Here is a 25,794-nt window from a genome sequence, read left to right as displayed (position 1 = left end):
GTTCCTCTTTCACGTTTATTTCGTTTTTGTTAATAAATAGAGAAAATAAGGTGCGCCAATAAAAGCCACAACCACACCCGCTGGTATGGCATTTGGGGCAAAGATGGAACGTCCTATTGTATCGGCACTGACCAAAATCAACAAGCCAAGCAGCGCACTAACCGGTAAAAAATACTGATGGAGTGAGCCGACAAGCCGCCTTGCCAAATGCGGGGCGACAAGTCCAATAAAACCAATACCGCCTGTCATCGAAACACTTGCACTCGCCAAACCAACAGCTAAGGTCAGCAAAAGGAGACGCTGACGCTGGACACGTACACCTACACTTGAGGCGACAGCATCTCCTAATGTCAATGCATTGAGCGTGTTTGACTGCATCAGCGTAAGCGGCACAAGGCATACAATCCAAGGCAGAAGCGCTAACACATGAATCCAGTCTCTCTCCCAGACATTGCCGACAAGCCATCTTGAAGCAAATGTGTAAGTATCTTCATCCAGCTTCAATGACAAATATAACGTCAAAGCACTGAATCCCGCCGCAACCGCAATTCCTACTAGGATCAGCCGGATGGGAACAAGCCCTTCCTGCCGGTTATACGCCAGAAGCACGATGACCGCTGCCGCAAGAAGCCCTCCGCCAAATGTAAAGAGCGGAATAAGAAGAGATGGATTGCCTTCTAGTGCATGGAAATACGTCACAAACACGATTAAGCCAAATGCTGCTCCTGCATTCAGTCCAATAATTCCTGGATCGGCCAGCGGGTTACGAGATAAGCTCTGCAAAATGCCGCCCGCAATGCCAAGACCAATTCCCGCCAGCATCGTCACCACGATTCGAGGCAGACGATAGTCAAACAGCACCGTTTCACTTTGAAAATCCCCAAAGCCGAATAACGTTTTGACGACCACAAGAGGACTTAGTTTCAGCGTGCCGGTATTTAAGCTATACAGCACAACAGCCGCAGTCAAACAAAGCAAAACGACTGTCACGACAAGAGCCCGCTGTTTCTCTCTCATGACAGGTTCCTCCCTTCTTTTCTGGCAATATATAAGAAGAAAGGAACACCGACAAGTGCCACCATCACGCCAATGGCAAGCTCTCGGGGCGGATTAACGGTGCGGCTGGCAAGGTCAGCAAAGACTAGCAGCACCGAGCCTAATATCGCCGACATCGGAATGACGAAACGATAGTTTACACCAACCAGCTTTCTTGCGATATGCGGGATGACAAGACCGACAAACCCAATCGATCCGACTGCTGATACAGAAACCCCTGCTAATAATACGGCAGCTGCCATTCCTAGTATTCGCACTTGTCGTGTTTTCACCCCTAAATTTGCCGCTACATCTTCACCGAGCGACAGCAGCGACAGTGAACGCCCTAATAGCATCGCCCATACGATCACTATCAGAATGACTGGGGCAAGAATCGTCAGCTGCGGCCATTTCACACCAGCCACACCGCCTGCATACCAAAACGCAAGGTCCTGACTCAAGTCAAAATAAATCGCGATCCCAGAGCTAAGCGCATGAAGCAATGCAGCCACAACGGCTCCTGCTACAGTTAAGCGCAGCGGTGTCAAAACTCCACCAGCCGCCCCAATCGCAAAGATCAGCAGCGTACTAAGCACTGCACCAATAAAGGAAAAAAACATAAGTGCCGAATAAGGCATTTCTGGGAAAAAGGCAAAACAGAGAGCGACCACAAACATCGCACCGCCATTAATGCCCAGAATCCCCGCATCTGCCAGCGGGTTTCTTGTGATGCCTTGCATGAGCGCACCTGCTACGGCAAATGCCGCTCCAACAAGAGCTGCTCCTAAAACACGAGGAAGTCTTAATTCATGGATGATCTGCTGCTCTGTGACATCTGACTGATAGTCAAATACAGCTGTCCAAACCGTTTGCAGAGACAATGTTTTGGCACCATATGACACAGCCAAAAACATGGCAGCCGCCAAACCAATGACGGCGAGAAAAAATATCAAAAAGAACAGAATATGTGATGATCGTTTTTGTTGAGGTGTTCGCTTATCCTGCAAAATCGGTGTCATCCTTTTCTTCATTAAAAGTCAGTTTGAAAATGAGAATCATAATCATCAAAATTATAGCCGTCTGCCTCTGAAAAATCAATGTACACCCTATTTTTTAATTAATGAAGGTATGTGCGTGGCAGCAAAATGAGGTGTCTTTTGCTCGTTTGGAATGGCCTATCATTTTTTCTCATAGTTTAATAGGAAAATAGTTGACATTCCGCCTGAACATCCTCTAAAATTACAAAAGTAAGTCAAATGTTATAAAAATATTACAAACAGATGTCAAACTGATAAAGAATGGCCCGTCATGAGAGGAGATTTGAACGTTGTGTCATTAAAGGGAAAATGGAGTATCAGCCTATTTGCACTTGCGATCATCATTGGAGTCGTTGCTTTCTTTCAAAATCAACAAGCAAGCGGTACAGAGAAGAAAAATGTAAAGCAGGATACGAACTATAAAAACGTCGAAATCGTTACTCTCGTAAATGACGGGAAATTTATGAGATATGCAGTCAACTATCCTCTTTTTCATCAAAAACAGCTAGATGACAAGATTCAAAGCTACGCCAATTCAGCATTAGAGCATTTCAAAAAGACGTTTAGTGAAGCCAAGGACATCGATGAAAACAAACGCTTTGAACTGAATATTGATTATGATATGGTGCATTATGCGAAGCAGTCTGCTGCTATTCGCTTTACGACTTATACCTATACAGGTCAGCAAAATGGGACCACCAATCATCTCACGATCAACTATGATTTTCAGAAAAAAACCTTTCTTGACACAAAAGATTTATTTCTGCCTAAAACCAACTTTTTGAAGAAATTATCCTACATTACATATTCAGAGCTTCAAAAGGACAAAACCTTATCTAAGGATCAGACTCTCCTTCAGAAAGGAACAGCCCCTACTGCTCAAAACTTCAGTCAATTTGCCTTGAAAGAGAAATATGTAGAATTTTATTTCCCAGCATCTCAAGTAGCCGACAAGGATCTTGGTCCGCAAACACTCGCGATTAAAAAGACGCTGCTGAAAGATATATTAAAGCCAGAATATATGAATAAAACCAAAAACCAAAATGAAATGAAAGAACCAAATCCGAAAAGAAAAGCCGTCAAGCTGCCGCAAAAATCAAAGCTTGACCCAAATAAAAAAGCCATCGCCCTCACATTTGATGATGGTCCGAACCCAGCGACAACATCAAAAATTTTAGATGCATTAAAGGCAAATAAAGGACATGCGACCTTTTTCGTATTAGGCAGCAGGGTGCAGTATTATCCTAGTATGCTTGCAGATATTCTAAAAGGCGGGAATGAAATCGGAAACCATTCTTACAGTCATCCTTTATTAACAAGACTGCCTTTAAAGGAGGCGGTGAAACAAGTGAAGGACACCCAGCAGTTGATTGAGAAAGCGAGCGGGTATACACCTACGCACTTTAGACCGCCATATGGTGGAACAAATCAAGACATCAATCAAGCGGTTGGGATGAAGGTCTCTTTATGGGATGTTGATCCAGAGGATTGGAAAATTCGCAACAGTCAGCAGATCACAAACCATGTTCTCTCACATGCAGCAGATGGCAGAACAGTGTTAATGCACGATATTTATGACAGCTCAGCTCAAGCAGCAGTGAAGATCATCCATGAGCTCACCAAACAAGGCTATCAGCTGGTCACAGTAAGTGAACTTGAACAATTAACAAAAGAACGGCATGAACAAGCCCCTGTGCAGTAAACACAGGGGTTTTCTTTATGACTCCAAAGACTTCTTTTGTTTCAATAATGCTTGAAATGTCTCTTCCAGCTCCTGAGACGGCTCAATACTTAAACGGCTGAGCACTTCAGACAGCTGCATATCAATTAAAAGAAGCTCCTCTTCTCTTTGTGTAACAGCTGGTTTGTCGTCCTTTTGTTTATACGCTTCATATGTGCCGTCAAATGCTTCAATACGCTTTTCATGAACATGGAAAATGCGAGTGGCCACCTCCTCAACCAGTCTGCGATCGTGGGAAACAAACACAACGGTACCTGGGTAATCCTTCAATAGACCTTCAAGCGCTTCAACTGCCGACAGATCTAGAAAGTTTGTCGGTTCATCCAGCATGAGGACATTGGCATCGCTGACAAGCAAGGACGCAAGCATGGTCTTCACCCGTTCTCCCCCGCTTAACACCCTAACAGGTTTATGCACATCATCCCCTCGAAATCCCAGTCTCGCTAAAACCGTTCGTACCACTGTCTCATCTTGAACAGCCTCTTTCAGCGCATTTTGTAAAATCGATTCATCTACCTTCAATCCTGAAAGATCCTGACGAAAATAGCCGAGCTTGACAGCTTCTGAGCGAGACACTCCGGGATGCCCATTCACTAGCATTCGGAGAAATGTCGTTTTCCCGCTCCCATTCTTGCCGATAATGGCGACTTTGTCCCCGCCTCTCACTTCCACATTTGCCTGCTTCCAAAGCAATTGATCGCCCGCCTTGCCATCTACATTTTTCACTCGCAAAATAGTACGGCTCGCTACTTCCTTCATTGTATGCTGAGTCATTTGAATGGGCTGAATGTCTTTTACTTTCTCAACCTTTTCTAATTTCTCCATCCTTGTCTCAATGGATTTGGCTGTTTTTTGCAGCTTTTTTTGCTTATTTGCATAGTAGGGCTTTGCAATTTTTGGCCCTGAGGATTTCAGCTTTTGGGATGGCTTTGTTGCTTTGTCGGCTTTTTTCTTTTTCTTTTCAAGCGCATGCTCTAACTGTTTTTTCTTTTGTGTATAAGCTTCGTACGCTTCCACCTGCTGACGATGCGCCAGCTCTTTTTGCTGTGCAAATTGCGAGTAGTTGCCTTTGTATTGATTAAGCCGTCCATGATCCAGCTCCCAAATCTCCGTACATACCGCATCTAAAAAAGCACGATCATGTGAAACGACAATGAGGGCCCCTTGATAATGATGCAGCTTCTCTTCCAGCCACTCAATGTGCTCTGTATCTAAATGAGTCGTTGGTTCATCTGCTAATAAAAGGGCAGAAGGACGGTTTAACGCGCTTTCAATATAAGTCTGGGTCATCTCACCACCACTCTGTGTGCCATCCGCTTGTTTCAGCTGAGGAAGCAGTGTGCAGGTCGTTGTGGCAGCAAACGTGCCACTGTCTGGTTTCTCTTGCCCAGCCAGCACATGCAATAAAGTCGTTTTCCCGCTGCCATTTGTTCCAACAAGGCCGATGCGGTCATCTTGATGGATGGCAAGCTCCTCAATATCAAATAACAATCGATCTTTTCGAAAAATCTTTAACTGATTGGCTTTTACTAACATCCAACCCTCTCCTTTCGTATCAGGAGACATGAAAAAGCCTCCCATTCTCAGAATAGGAGGCAAAATGGTGTACAAAAATAAGCAGATCAATCCAGGATGACGTGCCGCGTTCCTATCTGAACACACACATCCCCCCGTATCAATCACCTCATTCTTTGATTCCCAAGCTGTACCATCCTATTCCGAAGCTAAAAAATGAAAACGCAGCAAACATGGCAAACCAATCGTTTGCTCACTGCCTTCGTTTTTTCATTTTGCTTACAGGTCATAGGATTAGTACTTCATTGCATTGGGTCACCCTTCCGTCGTTTGTTACGTATACGATAAAAGATTGGTTATTTTTTGTCAAGCTGAAATGGCATAAGTGAGTCCATTAATTTCAGCGTAAATGGGTGGACCGCATCAAGCAGTTCATCCTTTTTGCATTCTTCCACTATGCTTCCTTCATGTAAAAAAAGGAGACGATCACATAGATACACCGCCGCTTCTATATCATGAGTAATCATAAGGATGGTCATGTCTAGCTCTTGTTTTAATGTCTCGAGCAGCTCCAATATTTGCACCTGAACAGAGACATCCAGTGAGCTCAGGACTTCGTCTAGTATGAGAATGGCTGGATGCGTTGATATGGCTCGTGCGATGCACACTCGCTGGAGCTGACCGCCGCTTAGCTGATGTGCATATTGATACAGCAAAGAAGAGGGTAGTCTGACTTGTTCAAGCAACGATAAAACCTTCTGATCCACATTTTTTTCCTGCTTTAACAATCGCATAGGCTCAGCAACGATTTCTTTCACCGTAAAGGAGGGGTGAACAGAAGATCGATAATCCTGAAAGACAACACTCATTTTTCCAAGGTTCATCTTTCGCCATGTGTCAGCTGGCTTTCCATCAATCTGTACCTTGCCGCCATCTATTTTTTCTAAACCGAGCAGAATTCTTGCCAATGTACTTTTGCCGCTGCCGCTTTCACCGACTAACCCGGCACATTGTCCTTTTTCGATTTCAAACGAGACGTTTGATATGCGTGGTTTTGACTGCATTTGTCGAGAGAAGAAACCTTTCTTCTCTCCATGTTTGATGAGGCTATCAGCTGTAATCAACATGGAAATGCCCTCACTCTCTGCTGCTGCCGCAGTGCTTCAAGAGGCGCAGATAATCGGCGCCTCGTCTCAAGTAAATGCTTCGTTTGAGGATGCTCAGGCGATGTGAATACCTTATCAGCTGGGCGATGCTCAAGCATTTCGCCTTGATGCACCACCAACACCTCGTCAGCGATCGCCTGAACGACGCCTAAATCATGCGAAATGATGATCAAGGCCGCGCCTGTTTCTTCTTTCAGCCTCTGTAATTGCATGATGACTTCACGCCGATTATATGCATCAAGCGACGCCGTTGGCTCATCGGCAATGATCACATCAGGAGAAAGCATCATCGTGATCGCAATCATCACTCGCTGAAGCATACCGCCAGATAATTCATAAGGATATTGCTTCAACAATTCATTTGGGTTTTTTAAATGAACACGCTCAAGTCCTGCGATGGCATGTGCTTTCCCTTCTTTTCCTTGTAAGCCCAAATGACGCTGGAACGTTTCCATCATTTGATGACCAATGGTTTCGATGGGATTGAACGCATTCATCGCATCTTGTGAGATGAAGCCAATTCGTTTGCCTCGCCACTGCTCAGCTGTCTGAGTTGTCAATGTTTCGCCGTCAAACATGATCGCTCCCTCCACTTCTAGCGAAGAAGGAATCAAGCCAATTAACGCTTTTGCGACGGTTGATTTTCCGCTTCCACTTTCTCCAATAACAGCTAAACAACGTTGTTGCTGTAGGGAGAACGTTATGTTCGCCACTAAATCCTTTTGCTGCACTGGATCATGTACGGACAGATTTTTTACGTCGATGAAAGGCAAATGGTCTCCCTCCCTTTTGATTGTTGTGATGCATGGCAGGGGTCGTGGCCTGCTGAAGGCTGTCTCCTAAAAAGTTCAGCGCCATGACCACAAATAAGATGGCAAGTCCAGGCGCAAGCATATGGGCTGGATGTGTCACCATGACATTCTTCGCTTCGTTGAGCATCATCCCCCATTCCGGTGTAGGTGCGCTCACGCCTAACCCAAGAAAAGACAGAGCAGATATATTTAAGATGACCCAGCCCGCATCAAGTGTCGCAAAGACAGCAATTTCTCCTGAAATGCGAGGAAATAAATGCTTCCTCAGTATGTAAAATGGGGAGCCGCCAGACACTTTTACATACTGAACAGAAGGTTCATTCGCATACTGCAGAACGGACGAACGAATCATTCTTGTATACCAGGCCCATTTCGCTAGGACATTCGCCAAAATAATATTGAATAATCCAGGCCCCAGTATCCCCACAACAGCTAGAATCATTACTTCTGCTGGGAAGGAGAGCATGACATCACACAGTCTCATCAACACGCCATCCACTTTTCCTCGGAAGAAGCCTGCCATGAGTCCAAGTGTGCTGCCAATGAGCATCGTGATACACATCGTCAGCATGGCCGCAAGCATCGTAGTCCGAATGCCATATAAAAGCCGTGACAATACGCATCTCCCGAGCTGATCCGTTCCGAGCGGATAAGTCAGGCTGATGCCGGCATATTTTTGAAGAATGTTCGTTTCTGTTGGATCATGTGGTGCTAACACTGGTGCAAGCAGTCCTGCTAAAGCGACAAGTACTAACAGCCAGATAGAAACAACCGCCATACGGTCTTTTCTTAATTGATGCCATCCTATCATCATTCTCAGACCTCCTTTCGCAACTGCGGATTCATGGTCATTTGCACAACATCAGCCATGAGGTTACACACAACAAAAAGGAACCCCATCACAAATAAATAGGCTTGAATCATAGGGAAATCGGCATGAAAAATAGCTGTTACACACAACCGGCCAACCCCTGGCCAAGCAAAAAGATTTTCAATAATAACTGTGCCAGCAATGAGTTTTGGGATAGACATGCCAAGTGCTGTCACAGCTAATTGAAGTGCATGTCTCATCACTTTCAGTTGAACAGCCCGTTCCTTTAAACCGCGAGCTCTTGCATAAAAAACAAATGGCTCGTGCTGAAATTTCAGGATTTGATTGCGGATCAGTCTCACATAGGTTGATAAGTACCCAAGTGATAGTGTGACAGCTGGTAGAAGAATTGATTTGAATCCTTCCATTCCACTCGTATTGACCCAATTGAATTTGACAGAAAAAAGCCAAATAAACAAAATCCCTAACCAAAAACTAGGCATTGAAGCAGCGATAAACACAAAGGCTCTCAGTACTCGGTCCACCCATGTATGAGCAGCATATGCACAGATCACTCCGAATAACAAACTCAATACAATGATGAAAAAGAGCGCTGCTCCCGCAAGCTGCAATGTGGCAGGCAGCGCCTCCATGATGAGATCAAAAACTGGCTCTTGTGTAACATAACTCCTGCCAAAATCACCTGTTAATCCATCTTTAAGCCATGTGGCATATCGTATAAGAAATGGCTGATCTAAGCCTAGCTCCTGCCGCATCGATTCAATCATGTCTTCTGTTGGAGTGACTTGATTCACCCGCAAAGCGACCTCAGCTGGATCACTTGCCCGCATCGTCAGCAGGACAAAAGCAAAGAAGGTGATGAAGATCATGAGTGGGAAAAGCAGTAATATTCGTTTTAAGAGATAGCGTGTCATCTTTCTGCCTCCGCTTTATGAAGAAAAATACATACGGTCAAAGGGAATTTCATACTGTGACACATGAAAACCTATGCCTTTCAGGCGCTTATTATAAACAGCCTTTGTCACAGAATAAGAAATTGGGATGTAGACATTTTCATTATGGATATACGTCAAGATGTCTCGATACATTTGTTTCCGCTTTTGCTCATCTGGTTCTACCAATACTTTCGTAATCGTCTCGTCCAGCCACTTTTTCTTCTTCAATCCTAACTGGGCTTGATAATCAGCATGCGATGCTACGCGGAACGAAGAAACATAGGTTTGTGGATCATAAGGAAGTCCCCACGATAGCGAGTACATCAGATCGAATTTCCCTGTTTTTTGGCGATCTAAAAACGCCTGTTTTTCTTCTCCTCTAATATCCAGCTTGATCCCCACTTGCTTGAAATCTTGTTGAATGGATTCACTTATCGTTCTTTCACCTGCATTATCGGAATTATAGTAAATGGCGACACTCAGCCTTTTGCCATTTTGATAGCGGTAGCCGTCTTCTTTCAGCTTCCAGCCTGCCTCATCCAGTAATGCCTCTGCTTTCTCTTTTTGATAGGTTTTCTTTTTCAGCGGGATATCTGCGTAAGGAACGGACGGGGCAAGCAGCGTATGTGCCACCTGTTCCGTTCCATTTAAAATGCCTTTTGTGATCATCTCTTTTTGAATGGCATATTGAAACGCTTCTCTGACTTTCGGATCTTTTGTCATTGGCTGGTTTGAATTGATGACGATCGATCTTGAACCAACAGGAGGACTCACGGTCACACCGTATTGACCTGCTTCCTTTAAAGCCTGGAATGAGTCTCCGTCGATCATGTCGCCATCTGCTCCAAATAAGAGATCAATCTCTCCTTTTTGCAGGGCAAGTAAAATCGTTTGGTGATCCGGCATGACTTTCCACTTTACTGTTGAAATGTTTGGCTTTTTCCCCCAGTAGTGGTCATTCGCTTTAAAAACGGCAAATTGATTTTTTTTATGTTCCTTTAGCACATAAGGACCTGTGCCTGCATAGCTTTGAACTCCTTTTGCTGTCGTTCCATCAATGAAGCTTTTTGGAGAAATAAAACGGAAGGGGCGTGTTAAGCCCAGTTCTTCTAACGTAGGGTAATAAGGCTCTTTTAACGTAAGAACAAATGTATCGTCATCCACCGCCTTTGTGGATTTGATTTCGGATACGAGATTAAGCCAAGCGTTCTTTTCAATATTTTTAACGACAGCGTCCATGTTCATTTTCACTGCCTTTGCATTAAAAGGCTCGCCATCTGAAAAAGTCACGCCTTTTCGAAGGTGAAAGGTGTAGGTCCTTCCATCTTTTGAAATATCCCAGCTCTTCGCTAAGGCAGGCTGAACGCCTTTCTCTGTATTGACGACAAGCGATTCAAACACCATATTTTGAGCGGCCATCTCTCCACCATATAAATGGGGATTGATGTCCCTTATATCTTTTGTACTTGCATACACCAGTTCATCTTCTTCTCTGTCATTCATGCTGGAAGATGCTTTATTATCAGAGCATGATGCCAATAAAAAACATGCCATGACTGAAAACAGCATCAAGGTGTATGTTACATAGGATTGCTTTTTCTTTATGTAAACAGGCTGATCACTCATATGTACTTCCCCCAAATTTATATTATCGTAATCATTACGATTATTAATCGAAATGATTACGAATTGAATAATATCATACAGAAATGGGGAATACAATCTCTTTTTTTATCAAAAAAACAGACTCACGATTGAGTCTGTTTCGTTTGCAACAATTGATCGATCACCCGCAATGCTTTTTCTGTTCCACCTGCTGTTTGGAAGCTTTCTTCAATTTTTTCAATCCCAGCACGGTACGTGTCACTTCCCAGAACAGATTCCACCGTTTCTCTTAGCTGCTTTGCTGTCAGCTGATCTTTATCAAGTGCACGGGCAGCAGATAGCTCTGTCAGTCTTTGTGCGACCATCGGCTGATCTTTGTCGACCGGAATGACGACCATCGGAACGTGATAATGAATGCCTTCATTGACACTGTTCATTCCGCCATGGGTCACAAACACATCTGTCAGCTCAAGCACTTCAAGCTGCGGTACATAAGGTTCTATCAGAAAATGAGAAGGCGCCTCTTTCAAGAGAGACCGATCCACTTTTTCACCTGTTGCGAGCACCACTTTTCCGTCAAAGTCGGCAAAGGCATCAATACACATATTAAAAAATGCTTCTGTATCCCCAAGTACGGTGCCCATCGAAATAAAGACGACTTTTTCTTGCTCAAGTGCTTCCAGCGGGAAATCATGCTGATCTGCCCTTTTTAGAAAGCTCGGTCCAATGAAAACAAACGAGTCGTTCACTGCATCGACAGACGGCTGGAAATATTCACTTGTATACACGATATTGAGCTCTCCGCGGTTTTTCATGAATTGCATCAAACGCGTTGGCTGAACGCCAAAACGCTCTTGTATGTTTTCTAACAGATGATCGGCTTTCTCATCCTTTCTGTATAGCGGTGTATCAAAATGCGCCTCTTGCAGCACAAAAGATGGGTTTGAGCCGATCCCTGGAATTTGTAAGTAATCTCGAACAAGCTCTCCTGCCCCAAACATATCAAAATAGACAAAATCAAATGAATGCTGCTGAGAAAGTGTTTCCACCACCTCTAAAATATCAAATGATGTTTGCAGCATGGCATGAAAGAACGGCTGCATGGAATCGAGATTTCCTTCATCCACATGTAATGTACGAATATAGTCTGGATGTTTATGTACGTGAGCTCCTAAGCGTTTGATTCGCTGCTCATAATGTACAGTTGTGACCGCATGTACTTCATCTCCTCGATCCGCCCATGCTTTGATGATCCCTAACATAGGGTTCACATGCCCTTCAGCTGGAAATGTAATCAATAAAATCTTCGCCACAAGAAATCCCTCCTCATTGTCAATTCTCTTCCATGTTAATCATATACAGCCAGCAGGCTCAACAAATACGCCTGTAAAGGGAAGAAATGAGTCTTATGACCAGTATTTTAAGAGATGACAAGAAGAAAAAAGACAAAGCCCCATGTTATGTGCTTTGTCTTTTTTCTATTATTTTTTGAGCAGCATTTGTTTAAACGCAGCAGACTGTTTTTCAATTGAGATTGGATCCGCATAGATAAATTCATTAATTGAATAGTACAGGACATGTCCTTGTTTCACTGCTTGATTTTTCTTCCATACACCGCTGTTTGTGATATCAAGATTCGGTGCTTTTCCATCCTTTGTGGGTACAAGTAAATAGTCACCTGTATACTGGTTCATCTCTTCTAATGAAATACCAAGATAGCCTTCTTTCGGAAGAGCTTTTTCTGCCTTTTCAGGCAAGCTGAACCCATAGCCTTGATAGATGACTTCCCCGCCGCGGCCAAAGTCTGTACCAAATAAGTATACTTGCTTTGGCTGCACGTCCATAATGGAGAACGTCTTGTCATCACCAATTTTTGCTTTGACCTCTTTGCCGTCTTTCTTCAGCTGCTCGTCCATTTCTTGTATTTGTTTTTTCGCTAACGCTTCTTTTCCAAGAATCTTTCCGATTTCAATATGCATCTCTTTGAAGCTGTGTTCACTTGTCGTAAACGTGATCGTTTTGGCAATCTTTTTATACTTTTCAATCTGTTCGTTTTGGGAATATGCAATGATCAAATCAGGCTTTAGCTTGGCAATCGCCTCTACATTTTCGATCGGTACCCGCTTCACACCTGATTCATCTAAAAACGACGATTCTGGGTAAACATCTGTCATGCCAACAGGTGTCACACCTAACTTTTTAAAGTTTCCAAGCTGCGCTGTTAACACAACAACACGCTTCGGCTTGGCGGGAATGGTGATCTTTTCACCCGTTTCAGTTGTATATGTACGTGTACTTGCTGCTTGCTCTTTATTCTCTTTCTGCCCGCATGCCACTAATAATAATGCTAGCAGACTGACCAGCCAAATCATTTTTTTCACTTGTGAAACCACCTTTAATTGAGAATGATTATTAATTATAGCATAAATGGCTAGTCATAAATGAAAAATTTTAAAAGTGAATGATATATATGTGTAAACGAAAAAACCCTCTCAAAGGAGAGGGTTTCAGCGTGTAGACAAACCCTCGCATTCGGTGTCAGTCCTGTGCGCCGATGCTCACGAATGTTAAATTCGCTCCGCTTCGGTGCTCGTCCTTCCTAGACTTCAAAGGTTTTCTATCACGCTGAAAAGAAGACAAAGGGCTAAAATAAAGATCATTTTAGCCCTTTGTCAACAATCTGAAAACCCTCTCAAAGGAGAGGGTTTCATTGGACCTTTATCGATCGTGAACAAGATCAAGTACGCGCTCGGAGGGATTCGAACCCCCGGCAGACGTGGTACCGGAAACCACCGCTCTATCCAACTGAGCTACGAGCGCACGATATGTTTTTGAACGTCAGCATATCAAATTATAAGGGAAATGCTGCAAGAAAGCAATGATTAATCATCAGTCCTGAACATGTATTTTCTTCTTTTGGATACATAGACTAAAATGATGGTTTGAAGTGGAATGAGTTTGGGGAAAATGGATAGGGGTATTTGAATTTAGGTCAGCGTTTTGTTTGACCTTTATTGACCAAAAATGTATCATTGAATTACATACTTACCTAAAAGGTGAAGGAGGAACATTATGAATTTAATACCTACAGTCATTGAGCAAACAAATCGTGGGGAAAGAGCTTACGACATTTATTCTCGTCTTTTAAAAGACCGTATTATCATGCTTGGTTCTGCGATCGATGACAATGTTGCCAACTCCATCGTGTCACAGCTGCTTTTCTTAGAAGCTGAAGATCCAGAAAAAGATATTTCTATCTACATTAACAGCCCTGGCGGTTCGATCACAGCTGGTATGGCCATTTACGATACGATGCAATTTATTAAACCAAAGGTATCAACCATTTGTATTGGTATGGCTGCATCTATGGGTGCGTTCCTGCTTGCTGCTGGTGAAAAAGGTAAGCGTTATGCCCTTCCAAACAGTGAAGTCATGATTCACCAACCACTAGGTGGTGCCCAAGGTCAAGCAACAGAAATTGAAATTGCGGCAAAACGAATCCTTTCTTTACGCGATAAACTGAACCAAGTACTTGCTGAACGTACTGGTCAGCCAATTGAAGTGATTGAGCGCGATACAGATCGTGACAACTTCAAAACAGCGGAAGAAGCACTTGAATACGGACTCATTGACAAAGTCTTGACCCGTAATTCAGAAGAACAAAAATAATATGACAAAACAAACCGTCTGCTCATTGAACAGACGGTTTTTTGTGATTCAAAAACGCTTTAAGACAACTCTGTCCATTTCTGCTGAAGAGATGGTGTTTGATAAGAAGCCATCTGCGTGATTAATTCCTCCGGTTCGCTGGAAGCATGTAACAATTGAAGGTGTGATTCATTCGAAAAACCTTCCTGTACACTAAACTTCACCATGTCAATGAGCGGATTGAAATACTCATTCACTTGATACAAGCCGATTGGCTTTTGGTGGATGCCGATTTGTGCCCAGCATAGCACCTCAAATAATTCTTCATATGTACCAAAGCCGCCTGGCATCGCAATAAATCCATCAGCCAGCTCGCTCATTTTCGCTTTTCGTTCATGCATTCCTGTTACCTCGATTAATTCTGTCAGCTCTTGATGCACAACTTCTCCTCTAAAAAGCCCCTTAGGCATGACCCCAATCACTTGCCCGCCTTGTCTTAAAACCTCATCTGCAATGGCACCCATTAATCCAATTCGTGAACCGCCGTATACAAGACGGATGTCTTGCTCTGCCATATAAGTCCCCAGCTCTACAGCCTTTTGTTTGTAGACGTCCTTCACGCCTGGATTCGAACCAGCAAACACACAAATCGTTTTCATCAGAACAGCTCCATCTCTCTCTATGATTTCTTCTCCCACTCATTCTACTATAATTAATTGTAAAAAAACAGCCGATCCATCTATATATAGTGTAAAATCAAAAGGTAAACACCATATAAGGAGATGTATAAAGAAAATGCAAACAACGGAGATGGAGAAGTGGATCAAGGATTTTTATGAAATGAGAAATTGGACAAAATACGGGCCGTTTATCCGGTTAGGCTTCCTCATGGAAGAAACGGGAGAACTCGCTCGTGCTGTTAGAGCAATAGAGATCGGACGTGACCGGCCTGATGAGCAAAGACAAAAATCATCCGAGTTGAAGAAAGAACTCGTTGAAGAAATGGGTGATGTGTTAGCGAATCTACTTATTTTAGCCAATCTCTATGATGTCACAGTAGAAGAGGTCTTCTCCTCTCATCAACAGAAACTCACAAAGCGTTTTTCAGAAGAAATAGAGCAAGTGAAAAGCACGTGACCACATTGTCACGTGCTTTTTTTCCACCTTATAACTGCTGTGGCGAGATATCATCTGTTCGTTCAAAGAAATGCTGCTTTCCAATATGATGAAAAAGACCCGTTCGACGCAAAAGCTCTTTCGGCTGCGATTGAAGTCCGACAATCATCAGCTTTCCATTATGATGCTTTAAACGATTGGAGATATTCATCAGAACCGCTTCTGCTGATGTGTCCATATAATTGACTTTATTCATGAGCAGAATGAGCGTTTTCGGCTTTGTCTGAACATGGTCCAAAATCGAATTTTCCAATGAATCTGTTGTTCCGAAAAACAGCGGCCCTTCAATGGAGTACATACTGATACCTCGCTGGTCTGTCTGTTTTTCTAAAGCAGCTGCCGTTTCCATTTGGGGAACCGCAACATTAGTATGAATGCTGGTCGTCTGGCTCATTTTTTTGATAAAAGCGATAAATGCTAAAATGAGACCTGCGGTGACGCCAATAATCAAATCACCGATGACCGTCAGCAGGAAGGTCACAACAAGTACAAGTGAATCCGCATTTTTCACTTTTACAATATTGATAAACTCTTTTTTCTCACTCATATTCCAAGCAACAAACATTAAAATCGGTGCCATCGCAGCAAGTGGAATCATCGACGCATATGGCGCAAACAGCATTAAGATGAGCAGCACGACGACGCCATGCACAACACCAGAAATCGGGCTTGCTCCACCATTTTTGATGTTTGTTGCCGTACGGGCAATCGCACCAGTCGCCGGAATTCCTCCGAATAGCGGTGCCGCCATATTGGCGATCCCTTGTCCGACAAGCTCCTTATTGCTGTCATGCTTTGAGCCTTTCATATTATCAGCAACCATAGCTGACAAGATTGACTCCACTCCGCCTAAAAGTGCAATGACAATCGCTGGAGGCAGGAGGTATATCATTTTTTCAATCGTTAATTCAGGAAAAGCGAAGCTTGGCAGCTGACGAGGAATTTCCCCATATGCCGAGCCAATCGTTTCAACTTGTCCTTGGAAAAAGAGAACAGCTAGAAACGTTGAAGCCAATAGACCTAATAGAGCACCAGGTATTTTGGGAATGTATTTTTGAGCCGCCACAATCACGATGAGCCCAATAACGGCTGTGATGATGGAAAGACTGTTTGCGGTACCGAGATGGACCACAATTTCTCTCATATTGAGGAAAAAGCTTTCATGCTTTTCAACACCCTTTAACCCGAGGAAGTTGGCAATCTGCCCTGAAAAAATAATGACAGCAATGCCAGCAGTAAAGCCGATGATAACCGGACGAGGAATAAATTTCATGAGCTTTCCTAGTTTGAATATTCCGAATAATACAAGCATACAGCCTGCCATAAAACCGGCAATGAGCAAGTTTTCAATACCGTACTGGCTGACGATACCAAATAAAATCGGAACAAACGCCCCAGTCGGCCCGCCGATCTGATACTTTGAACCACCAAACAATGAAATCAAAATGCCGGCAACGATGACTGTGTATAATCCATATTCTGGTCCGACACCAGATGCAATGGCAAAAGCCATGCCTAAAGGAATTGCCACAACGCCCACGACAAGCCCAGCGATTAAATCGCGTCTAAACTTTGATGAATCATATCCTTCAAATCTTCCATAAAAACGCATGGTATGTGTTGGCCTCCTTCAAGTATGTGTAGATGATTTAGGTATACTGCGCGTCAATCTGTTTATCTTTCACAACAACATCCAGCTTTCCCGTTGCTGGATGAATGACTAGTCCATGAACAGCCACATCACTTGGCATCAATGGATGCTCTTTGACCAATTTCACACTTCGGGACACGCTCTCTTCAACCGAATCAAAGCCTGTCAGCCACCCCTTTAAATCAACTCCTGAGTTTTTCACAATGCTCAAACATTTCTCTTCAATGCCGCGTGCTTTCGCCTTTTCAAGTAAAGGATCTGCCGCAAGACCTGCCATTCCGCATTCATGATGTCCTACAATGCATACCTCTTCTGCCTTTAGCTCATAGATGGCTAGTAGAATACTCCTCATCACACTGCCGAACGGATGAGTTACAATGGCGCCCGCATTTTTAATGATCTTGGCATCACCGTTGCGCAGCCCCATGGATTGCGGCAATAATTCCAAAAGACGTGTATCCATACAAGTTAATATGACCAGTTTCTTTTCGGGAAATTTCCCCGCTTTGTAAGGCTCATAATGTCTCTCTTGTACGAACTCTGAATTGTGCTGAAGAATCTGTTCTAATTTTGATCCCATCTTGCCATCTCCCATCTTTTTATAAGTCACGTAAGTCCCTGCCTGTCCCCCTTTTCTTTCGTGTGTTCTCAAGCATAGAGAAGAAAAATGATAGAAAAAAAAGAAAAAAATGAGAAAACGATGAGAAAAAAAGTCATCATTTTCTCTATTTTCCGCTTCAACGTAAGGGAGACGCGGTCTTCCTTTCAATCTATCGTTCTCAGATCGCCAAAAGACGATGAAATGGTTTAGTAGAAAACGACCTTCCCGTTTAATACGTTTCAAATATAATCATTTTTCTATCAAAAAATCTCGATCTATTTTCCAGTTTGTCAGATAATCTCTCAGAAAATCAGGCTTTTTCATATGTCACATCTCCCATTAGCTGACTCTTATCGATGTAAAAAATGGATCAGATGGCATATGAATATACTTTTTCACTAAGAAAATGTCTCTCTTTTCCGTTATTTTAGTATATTAAATATTGAGCAGATAACCTTCAAACGTGTTCAGCCGAAATGGTTGCTTTATAATAAAAGGAGTAAGATGATCATGTGAAAGGAGCGAGTTGACAGTGAAACCACACATTTTTGTCGCCAAACCATTACCTGCTTCATTTGAGGAAATACTAAAGGAACATTGTACATACGAGGTGTGGCAATCCAAAGACCCCATTCCAAAAGATACTTTATTTCAAAAACTGCAGCATGCTGATGGTCTTTTAACGTCTGGAACGAAAATCGATCAAGAGCTATTAGATCACGCACCAAAACTCAAAGTAGTGAGCAATAACTCTGTTGGCTATGACAATTTCGATATAGAATTGATGAGGCAAAGAGGCGTAATTGGTACACACACGCCTCATACACTCGATCATACTGTTGCTGACCTTGCATTTTCACTCATTCTTTCCTCTGCGCGAAGAATTGCCGAGCTTGATCGTTTTATCCGCGAGGGGAAATGGACGAAATTTGTACAGGAAGAAGATATCTTTGGCATCGATGTCCATCATCAAACGCTTGGCATTATTGGCATGGGACGAATCGGAGAGCAAGTAGCCAAACGAGCCGCACATGGTTTTGATATGAACGTCCTGTATCATAACCGCAGCCGGAATGAAAAGGCTGAATCAGCATATGGCGCTTTATATTGCACACTTGATGACCTGCTAAAGCAAGCCGATATCATTGTGTTGATTACACCGCTGACCAATGAAACGTATCATATGATTGGAGAACGGGAATTGAAGTTAATGAAGCAAACGGCTTTATTTGTAAACATCTCACGCGGGAAAACAGTGGATGAAAAAAGCCTCATTCAAGCGCTTCAGGAGGGATGGATCAAAGGCGCAGGTCTTGATGTGTTTGAGCAGGAACCGCTTCAGGAGAATCATCCTTTCAAAGAAATGAACAATGTCACCCTTGCTCCTCACATCGGTTCTGCTACTGAAACAACACGGGATCTTATGCTGAAACGAGCCATTCATAATGTGATTCATGGAATTGATGGCAAAGCCCCTGTTGATATTGTGAAGGAGCTTGCTTCATCTTAATCGGAAAAGACGCAGGATTCGGAGCTGCGTCTTTTTATTTATTTCATCAGAAGGTTATCAGGAAAAAAGCCTCATTTTAGCAAAGAACCTGTTTCTTTACATTTCCTTCATGTTCGGGTGCTATAATATGAGGTAGACAAGCATCAAGAGGACAGCATCCGATTTCCTTAATAGGAGGATGAAGATGAAAAAAATCAGTTCGGTTTTTACTATGTTTGCTCTGATCGCTGCTATTCTGTTTTCTGGTTTTATTCCGCAGCAAGCCTATGCCGAAACACCTCTTACACAGACCGCCACAAATGAAACAGCTACTATTCAACTTACATCAGATGTTCATACCCTTGCCGTCATTAATACGTTTGATGGTGTAGCAGATTATTTAATTCGCTACAAACGACTGCCTGATAACTACATCACAAAATCACAAGCAAGTGCTCTTGGATGGGTGGCATCAAAGGGAAATCTAGCAGAGGTTGCCCCAGGTAAAAGCATCGGTGGAGATGTTTTCTCTAACCGGGAGGGACGTCTTCCTTCAGCAAGCGGCCGAACATGGCGTGAGGCAGATATCAACTACGTCTCTGGCTTCCGAAATGCTGACCGCCTCGTGTATTCAAGTGACTGGCTCATTTACAAAACAACAGACCATTATGCAACTTTCACACGTATTCGATAATCAATCAAAAAAACAGCCCCATTTGACCTAGGGCTGTTTTTTTGATGCTGCTTACGGCAAAAGAGTTTTCACGTATTCCTCAAAAGGCAGTGGCAGCGGTTTTTTCGACACTTCTTCATGTTCATGTGTGGTGACATGATCCTCGGTGACGACTACACGTCCTGTTGGTGTGAGCTTTGACGCAAGCGGTCTTTTGTTAAAAGGAGAGGCTTCATTTTCATAAATCTCATGTCTCATTTGGACCAAAGTAGGCTCGCTCACCTCTTCCAATGTGAAAGCATAGCCTGTTTCAGCGCCTTCCCCCTTATCTAATTGGAGCAGATGCGTTCCTTTTTCGGTTTCCTCTTCTTTGACTCGAAACCGAATAGACGCTCCTTCCACCCATTCTTCTGTAAAAGGTACAGGCTGAAGAGGTAAATTCACACCAAATCCCGCATCAATAAGGAAGCGTTCGTTGTGATGGTTCAACGTCATGGCTACGTGCGTGCCATCAATTGCCCATGTGCACGCTTCTTTGTTATACACGGTCCCTTGAACGAGCTGTACAGCAAGCCCTGCCTCTTTTAACACATAATATAAGAGAGGATTGAGATCGTAGCAAAGACCTCCTCTTTCTCCTTCAAGAAGATGCTGCTTCAACCCCTCTTGATTCAAGGCATAGGATTGTTTGTTCAGCACAGATCTATTTTCAAATGGAAAGGTGTAGGCCATCTTTTTTAATAATACAGGCAGGTCATCAAAGGTGATGGACTGGCCTTCGTATCCGATCTTCTGTAAAAATGCTGATTGCATCATATTCATTCCCTTCTAAAAAAACTGAGTCTGTGAAGAGACTCAGTTTTCTTGATTGATAAAATCCGTTAACGCATCAATGGCTTCTTGTTCATCCGCACCATCTGCTATCAGTGTGACAGTGACCCCAGAGCTGATCGCAAGGCTCATGAGACCCATAATGCTCTTCGCATTGACTTTTTTTCCGTCCTTCTCTAGAAAAATTTCAGCCCCAAAGCGATTGGCTTCTTGTACGAACAAAGCAGCGGGACGTGCCTGCAAGCCTGTTTTTAACTGGATGGTGACCGTTTTTTCCACCATATGATCTGCCTCCCTTTTTCATTCTCCTATTTGAGTGTAACAGCTTGTCCGTTTCGTAATTGTTCTGCAATTTGATCTAGCTTTCTTAAGCGGTGGTTAATGCCTGATTTGCTGATCTTGCCGCTTTCCACCATTTCTCCCAGTTCCTTTAGCGTGACCTCTTGATAGTCGACTCGCAGTTTTGCAATTTCACGCAGCTTATCCGGCAGGGCATCAAGTCCAATTTTTTCATCAATGAATTGAATGTTCTCGACCTGGCGCAGTGATGCACCAATCGTTTTATTTAAGTTTGCTGTTTCACAATTGACGAGCCGGTTCACGGAATTTCGCATATCACGGACGATCCGAACGTCTTCGAAGCGAAGAAGTGAATTATGCGCACCTACAACGCTTAAGAATTCGGTAATTTTTTCGGCTTCTTTCATATACGTGATGTATCCTTTTTTACGCTCAAGTGTTTTACTGTTGAGTTGAAATTGATTCATCAGCTCACAAAGGGCATCATTGTGTTCTTTATATAGTGAAAAAATCTCAAGGTGATAGGAAGACGTTTCTGGATTATTCACAGAACCGCCTGCTAAAAAAGCACCTCTCATATAGGAGCGCTTGCAGCATCTTTTCTTTACAAGCTCTTCTGAAATATTGCGCTCAAATACAAATTGCTCACCTAATATTTTCAAATCCTCTAAAATGGTTTTCGCTCGTTCTACCAGTCTGACAATATACACATTATTCTTTTTTAATCTCATTTTCTTACGAACGAGCAGCTCGACTGTGACATCATATTTCTTTTTCAGCAGCGTATAAATCCGTCTTGCGATGGCTGCGTTCTCTGTCTGTATATCTAGAATTAATTTTCGATTAGAGAAAGATAATGAACCGTTCATACGGATGAGGGCAGAAAGCTCTGCTTTTGTGCAGCAGTCCTTCACGTCCAGATTAGTCAGCTCTTTTTTTGTTTCGGATGCAAATGACATCCTTGCCACCCCCATTCCTATTTTTTCTTATGCAGCAGGTCGACAAGCAGCGAGGCTACTTTCAGCGTGTCGTGACGAATCACATGCTGGTCATATGTAATGATTTCCCCAGGGATGACTTCCAGTCCCATTGCCTTGAGTACATCTGTGTCGAACTGTACAGGCTGTGCCTGTTCTTCTGCATATTTTGCTTTGATCTCTTCTGGAATTTCTTTATTGTTCACAAAAATGGTATCGATAAATGGACGAACCATATGATCATTTAATGCCTGCACATGATCAGCTGCACTGTAGGAAAGCGTTTCCCCTGGCTGCGTCATGACATTGCAAATATACACTTTTTTCGCCTTCGAGCGAATCACTTCTTCGCCAATATGCGGTACAAGCAAGTTTGGCAGGATACTCGTATACAAGCTGCCTGGCCCAATCACGATCAAATCAGCTTCACGAATGACTTGAATCGATTCTGGGAGCGGTTCAATCGTATCGGGTGTGAGGAACACTCGTTTAATTCGCTCACCGTAGGTTGGGATTTTTGATTCTCCTGTCACCACTTGCCCGTTTTCTAATTCAGCATGAAGTACAACACTTGAATTCGCTGCTGGCAAGACTTTTCCTCTCACATTTAAGACCTTGCTCATTTCTGTGACGGCATGAAAAAAATCACCGGTTATATTTGTCATGGCCGCAAGAATGAGGTTGCCAAGAGAGTGGCCTGTTAAGTCATTCCCTTTGTTAAAACGGTGCTGAAATAAGTCTTCTACAAGCGGTTCAACATCAGAGAGAGCTGCAAGGACATTTCGAATATCGCCTGGAGGCGGAATATTCAAATCATGCCGCAGTCTGCCTGAGCTGCCTCCGTCATCAGCAACCGTTACAATAGCGGTAATGTCCACTGGCTTTGTTTTTAGCCCTCTGAGCAAAACAGATAAGCCAGTGCCCCCACCAAGAATGACCACCTTTGGAAGTGTCGTCATCTATTTTCTGCTTCTCTTTTCAATGTCCCGGTGAGTGACATGAGTGTAGTAGTCATTTTTAAAATACTCCGATAAGTAGTTAGCTAGCGTCACTGATCGGTGCTGTCCGCCTGTACAGCCAATAGCGATCACAAGCTGACTTTTTCCTTCTCGTTTATAGGACGGAAGCATAAAGCTGAGAAGGTCAATTAATTTCTCTGTGAATTTTTGTGTCTCGCTCCATTTCATTACATAAGAGCGCACTTCTTCATCGTTTCCAGTCTGTGGACGCATGCTCTCAATATAGTAAGGATTCGGCAGAAATCTCACATCAAATACAAGATCAGCATCAATCGGCAGACCGTATTTAAAACCGAAGGACATCACATTCACTGTAAACACCTGCCCTTGGTTCGTGGCAAAGTGCGCGACAATTTTTTCTCGAAGCTGTTTTGGTTTTAAATCCGATGTATCAAAAATCATTTGAGCCCGGCCTTTTAACTCTTCTAACAGGTCGCGTTCCATTGCGATTCCTTCGAGGGGCAAACCTGTTGTCGCAAGGGGATGCGAACGTCTCGTTTCTTTGTATCTTGAGACAAGCACCTTATCGTTTGAATCTAGAAATAATATTCTTGGTGTGATCCAGCCAAGATCACTCATTTCATCTAAAGCTGCAATTAAGCTGTCAAAGAATTCTCGTCCGCGTAAATCCATCACAAGGGCGACCTTGCTCATCTTAGAATTCGATTCCTTCATGAGCTCTAGGAACTTCGGTAAAAGTGATGGCGGCAAGTTATCTACACAGAAGTAACCTAAGTCTTCAAAGCTTTGAATGGCAACGGTTTTCCCCGCACCTGACATTCCTGTAATAATCACAAGCTGAATATCTTCTTGTTTGTTCGTATTCATGCCTGCTTCCTCTCCTTCTTTATGAAAACGGTTCATGTATTAGTCTCCTTGAGGATCTAACCGATAAGCAATCAATTCAAAATCAGGTGTATACGTAAAAGTACCGTGCAGAAGTCCTTTTCCCTTTAGCATGAAATCAAGAATATGGGAATCTCCTGGAGCCATCGGTAAATGAGGCACATCTTTTACTTCATGCCACTTTAAAATGCCTTCCTCTGACTCTGTCACGTTTTTTCCAGTAAATGAATCTGCCATAAAGGTGAACATCATCCACTCTTGAACGATTTGATCGCCTTCTTTTATGATAAAGGTAAAAACACCTTTTAACTGAGGATTTAAAATATAAATTCCTGTTTCTTCTCTATACTCTCGAACGACTGAATCCTTGACCGATTCTCCGCTTTCCATTTTGCCGCCCGGCGCTACCCACCAGCCCCGTCTTGGCTTTTGCAGCAAGAGAACTTGATCTTCGTGATGCAGCACACAATTGGTTACTCGTTGCATCAGCTGTCACCTACTCTTTTATGTCTTTAACTTATTATACAGGTTCATCCTGACTCTCACAATGAACATGCCCTTTCTTCACCGAAAACAGACCGGATTTCGTCTGAAAGAGGTGGCGCGCAATTTCTCTACTCTTTATTTTACAGCATCTAATGGTTCTCCATGCGTCATTTGTGAACATCTCATGAATTTCTGATTTTAAGCAAAAAAAAGGACACGGATTCTCATCCGTGCCAAACATGTATTCCTTATAAAAGGGGGTCAATTACTAGTTTTATCATAACGGATAATTATTTCACCCGTGTTACATTCCAGTTAAAAGCCCATGACGCTATATTAAGGATTTACGACAGCCATTTATTTCGCTGCTTTCAGCTTTTCAGCAAGCTCTTCTACATAATGCTGTGCGCTTTGTGCGGCAATACTTCCGTCACCTGTTGCTGTCACAATTTGACGTAGTGTTTTTTCACGAATGTCACCAGCGGCGAAAATGCCTTCCACTCTTGTTTCCATTCTTTCGTTTGTCTCGATATATCCTTCTTCATTTGTAATGCCGAGATTTTCAAATGGTTTAGATAGTGGGAGCATCCCGATATAGATAAAGACGCCGTCTGTTTTAAAGTCTTCTTCTTCACCAGTCACCGTATCAATCAAGGTCACACTGCCGACTTTACCGTTTTCTTCATTAATTTGTTTAACGGTTTTGTTCCACATGAAGTCGATTTTTTCATTATCAAAAGCACGCGCTTGTAAAATGCTTTGTGCACGAAGTTTATCGCGTCTATGAACGATCGTTACTTTTGACGCAAAGCGTGTGAGGTATACACCCTCTTCTACCGCAGAGTCTCCGCCGCCAATGACCACGAGCTCTTTGTTTTTAAAGAAAGCACCGTCACATACTGCACAGTAAGAGACGCCCCGGCCGCCAAGTTCTTTTTCACCTGGTGCACCGATTTTTTTGTATTCAGCACCTGCCGCAATAATGACAGAGCGTCCTTTGTATTCTTTTGAACCGGCTCTGACGATTTTGTACTCTTCACCGTCTACGATTTCTTTGATATCGCCATATGCATACTCAGCACCGAATTTCTTCGCATGCTCAAACATTTTATTTGAAAGTTCTGGCCCTAAAATGCTTTCAAAGCCAGGATAGTTCTCGACATCTTCCGTATTTGCCATTTGACCGCCTGGAATCCCTCTTTCAATCATCAATGTTGAAAGATTTCCCCGTGATGTATAAACAGCGGCTGTCATTCCGGCAGGTCCCGCTCCAATGATGATCGTATCGTAGATTTTTTCTTCTGACACAACTGTCACTCCCTCTTCAATTGCTGCTAGCATTTCTTATTAGAATGCCCTTGGGTGATGCTTCCATTCATGACAGAGAGCATCAATTCCACTCTTACTTTTATTCCTTAC

25 protein-coding genes and 1 tRNA gene are annotated in these 25,794 nt (G+C 43.1%); 5 read left to right on the top strand and 21 right to left on the bottom strand.

The window, feature by feature from the left end:
- Window positions 1-15: 15 nt before the first annotated feature.
- Together C6Y07_RS10525 and C6Y07_RS10520 are read right to left on the bottom strand one after the other, a co-directional pair.
- On the bottom strand, window positions 16-1,017 hold the full coding sequence (locus tag C6Y07_RS10525) for a FecCD family ABC transporter permease (protein ID WP_106156668.1): 1,002 nt from the start codon (window positions 1,015-1,017) through the stop codon (window positions 16-18).
- Complete coding sequence (locus tag C6Y07_RS10520; RefSeq protein WP_181185428.1) at window positions 1,014-2,042, bottom strand: FecCD family ABC transporter permease; 1,029 nt, start codon at window positions 2,040-2,042, stop codon at window positions 1,014-1,016. Before C6Y07_RS10520 ends, C6Y07_RS10525 begins: the two co-directional genes overlap by 4 nt.
- Window positions 2,043-2,364: 322 nt before the next feature.
- On the opposite strand from C6Y07_RS10520, the gene C6Y07_RS10515 reads away from it, so the two are divergent.
- A complete protein-coding gene (locus C6Y07_RS10515; protein WP_106071378.1) occupies window positions 2,365-3,774 on the top strand; it encodes a polysaccharide deacetylase family protein in 1,410 nt (469 codons plus the stop codon).
- A gap of 15 nt (window positions 3,775-3,789) precedes the next feature.
- On the opposite strand, the gene abc-f is transcribed toward C6Y07_RS10515, so the two are convergent.
- From abc-f to C6Y07_RS10470, 9 genes are all read right to left on the bottom strand, one after another.
- Window positions 3,790-5,349: a ribosomal protection-like ABC-F family protein gene (abc-f, locus tag C6Y07_RS10510; RefSeq protein WP_212040910.1), complete on the bottom strand. Its 1,560-nt coding sequence runs from the start codon at window positions 5,347-5,349 to the stop codon at window positions 3,790-3,792.
- Window positions 5,350-5,684: 335 nt separating this feature from the next.
- Complete coding sequence (locus tag C6Y07_RS10505) at window positions 5,685-6,455, bottom strand: ABC transporter ATP-binding protein (protein ID WP_060597346.1); 771 nt, start codon at window positions 6,453-6,455, stop codon at window positions 5,685-5,687.
- The gene (locus tag C6Y07_RS10500) at window positions 6,449-7,267 is read right to left on the bottom strand and encodes an ABC transporter ATP-binding protein (RefSeq protein WP_060597347.1); all 819 of its coding nucleotides are present in this window, start codon (window positions 7,265-7,267) and stop codon (window positions 6,449-6,451) included. The genes C6Y07_RS10505 and C6Y07_RS10500 overlap by 7 nt, the downstream gene beginning before the upstream one ends.
- On the bottom strand, window positions 7,230-8,117 hold the full coding sequence (gene opp1C / locus C6Y07_RS10495; RefSeq protein ID WP_066031726.1) for a nickel/cobalt ABC transporter permease: 888 nt from the start codon (window positions 8,115-8,117) through the stop codon (window positions 7,230-7,232). Before opp1C ends, C6Y07_RS10500 begins: the two co-directional genes overlap by 38 nt.
- A 5-nt stretch (window positions 8,118-8,122) precedes the next feature.
- Window positions 8,123-9,052: a nickel/cobalt ABC transporter permease gene (opp1B, locus tag C6Y07_RS10490; protein WP_034660061.1), complete on the bottom strand. Its 930-nt coding sequence runs from the start codon at window positions 9,050-9,052 to the stop codon at window positions 8,123-8,125.
- 15 nt (window positions 9,053-9,067) lie between these two features.
- Complete coding sequence (nikA, locus tag C6Y07_RS10485; RefSeq protein WP_066030337.1) at window positions 9,068-10,699, bottom strand: nickel ABC transporter substrate-binding protein; 1,632 nt, start codon at window positions 10,697-10,699, stop codon at window positions 9,068-9,070.
- A 122-nt stretch (window positions 10,700-10,821) separates the two neighbouring features.
- Entirely contained in the window at window positions 10,822-11,991 is a 1,170-nt protein-coding gene (locus C6Y07_RS10480; RefSeq protein ID WP_066030336.1) for a macrolide family glycosyltransferase, read from the bottom strand.
- Window positions 11,992-12,159: 168 nt separating this feature from the next.
- Window positions 12,160-13,050 carry an ABC transporter substrate-binding protein gene (locus C6Y07_RS10475; protein ID WP_060597723.1) on the bottom strand — a complete coding sequence of 297 codons (891 nt, stop codon included), beginning with the start codon at window positions 13,048-13,050 and terminating at the stop codon, window positions 12,160-12,162.
- Between the two features lie 372 nt (window positions 13,051-13,422).
- Window positions 13,423-13,498, bottom strand: a tRNA-Arg gene (locus C6Y07_RS10470).
- A 252-nt stretch (window positions 13,499-13,750) separates the two neighbouring features.
- Here C6Y07_RS10470 and clpP point away from each other — a divergent pair.
- A complete protein-coding gene (gene clpP / locus C6Y07_RS10465; protein WP_034660066.1) occupies window positions 13,751-14,347 on the top strand; it encodes an ATP-dependent Clp endopeptidase proteolytic subunit ClpP in 597 nt (198 codons plus the stop codon).
- A 59-nt stretch (window positions 14,348-14,406) separates the two neighbouring features.
- Here the strand turns inward: clpP and C6Y07_RS10460 are convergent, their stop codons facing one another.
- Complete coding sequence (locus C6Y07_RS10460; RefSeq protein ID WP_034660067.1) at window positions 14,407-14,985, bottom strand: LOG family protein; 579 nt, start codon at window positions 14,983-14,985, stop codon at window positions 14,407-14,409.
- A 136-nt stretch (window positions 14,986-15,121) separates the two neighbouring features.
- Between C6Y07_RS10460 and C6Y07_RS10455 the strand changes: the two genes are divergently transcribed.
- Window positions 15,122-15,463: a MazG nucleotide pyrophosphohydrolase domain-containing protein gene (locus C6Y07_RS10455; RefSeq protein WP_034660068.1), complete on the top strand. Its 342-nt coding sequence runs from the start codon at window positions 15,122-15,124 to the stop codon at window positions 15,461-15,463.
- 28 nt (window positions 15,464-15,491) lie between these two features.
- On the opposite strand, the gene C6Y07_RS10450 is transcribed toward C6Y07_RS10455, so the two are convergent.
- Both C6Y07_RS10450 and C6Y07_RS10445 read right to left on the bottom strand, forming a co-directional pair.
- Entirely contained in the window at window positions 15,492-17,114 is a 1,623-nt protein-coding gene (locus tag C6Y07_RS10450; protein WP_106156666.1) for a SulP family inorganic anion transporter, read from the bottom strand.
- Window positions 17,115-17,151: 37 nt separating this feature from the next.
- Window positions 17,152-17,733, bottom strand: a complete 582-nt coding sequence (locus C6Y07_RS10445) for a beta-class carbonic anhydrase (protein ID WP_060597724.1) — start codon at window positions 17,731-17,733, stop codon at window positions 17,152-17,154.
- A gap of 553 nt (window positions 17,734-18,286) precedes the next feature.
- Between C6Y07_RS10445 and C6Y07_RS10435 the strand changes: the two genes are divergently transcribed.
- Window positions 18,287-19,264 carry a 2-hydroxyacid dehydrogenase gene (locus tag C6Y07_RS10435; RefSeq protein WP_060597351.1) on the top strand — a complete coding sequence of 326 codons (978 nt, stop codon included), beginning with the start codon at window positions 18,287-18,289 and terminating at the stop codon, window positions 19,262-19,264.
- Window positions 19,265-19,448: 184 nt separating this feature from the next.
- Complete coding sequence (locus C6Y07_RS10430) at window positions 19,449-19,937, top strand: ribonuclease (protein WP_034660072.1); 489 nt, start codon at window positions 19,449-19,451, stop codon at window positions 19,935-19,937.
- A gap of 51 nt (window positions 19,938-19,988) precedes the next feature.
- On the opposite strand, the gene C6Y07_RS10425 is transcribed toward C6Y07_RS10430, so the two are convergent.
- The 7 genes from C6Y07_RS10425 to trxB all read right to left on the bottom strand — a co-directional run bounded on the left by C6Y07_RS10425 (window position 19,989) and on the right by trxB (window position 25,683).
- Entirely contained in the window at window positions 19,989-20,732 is a 744-nt protein-coding gene (locus C6Y07_RS10425; protein ID WP_034660073.1) for an arylamine N-acetyltransferase family protein, read from the bottom strand.
- A 39-nt stretch (window positions 20,733-20,771) separates the two neighbouring features.
- Window positions 20,772-21,029, bottom strand: coding sequence for an HPr family phosphocarrier protein (locus C6Y07_RS10420; RefSeq protein ID WP_034660075.1), 258 nt, complete (start codon window positions 21,027-21,029; stop codon window positions 20,772-20,774).
- Window positions 21,030-21,055: 26 nt separating this feature from the next.
- Complete coding sequence (gene whiA, locus C6Y07_RS10415; protein ID WP_034660076.1) at window positions 21,056-22,006, bottom strand: DNA-binding protein WhiA; 951 nt, start codon at window positions 22,004-22,006, stop codon at window positions 21,056-21,058.
- Between the two features lie 17 nt (window positions 22,007-22,023).
- Window positions 22,024-22,983, bottom strand: coding sequence for a gluconeogenesis factor YvcK family protein (locus C6Y07_RS10410; protein ID WP_034660077.1), 960 nt, complete (start codon window positions 22,981-22,983; stop codon window positions 22,024-22,026).
- Window positions 22,984-23,871: an RNase adapter RapZ gene (gene rapZ / locus C6Y07_RS10405; RefSeq protein ID WP_034660713.1), complete on the bottom strand. Its 888-nt coding sequence runs from the start codon at window positions 23,869-23,871 to the stop codon at window positions 22,984-22,986.
- 39 nt (window positions 23,872-23,910) lie between these two features.
- Window positions 23,911-24,375, bottom strand: coding sequence for an 8-oxo-dGTP diphosphatase (locus tag C6Y07_RS10400; RefSeq protein WP_003213484.1), 465 nt, complete (start codon window positions 24,373-24,375; stop codon window positions 23,911-23,913).
- Between the two features lie 357 nt (window positions 24,376-24,732).
- On the bottom strand, window positions 24,733-25,683 hold the full coding sequence (trxB, locus tag C6Y07_RS10395) for a thioredoxin-disulfide reductase (protein WP_106156752.1): 951 nt from the start codon (window positions 25,681-25,683) through the stop codon (window positions 24,733-24,735).
- Between the last annotated feature and the right edge of the window lie 111 nt (window positions 25,684-25,794).

Origin of the sequence: Bacillus sp. LNXM12-1 (assembly GCF_003004375.1) — a bacterium.
Taxonomy (GTDB): domain Bacteria; phylum Bacillota; class Bacilli; order Bacillales; family Bacillaceae; genus Bacillus.
Note: the sequence above shows the minus strand (reverse complement) of the source record. Positions and strands in the feature narration are given on the sequence as shown.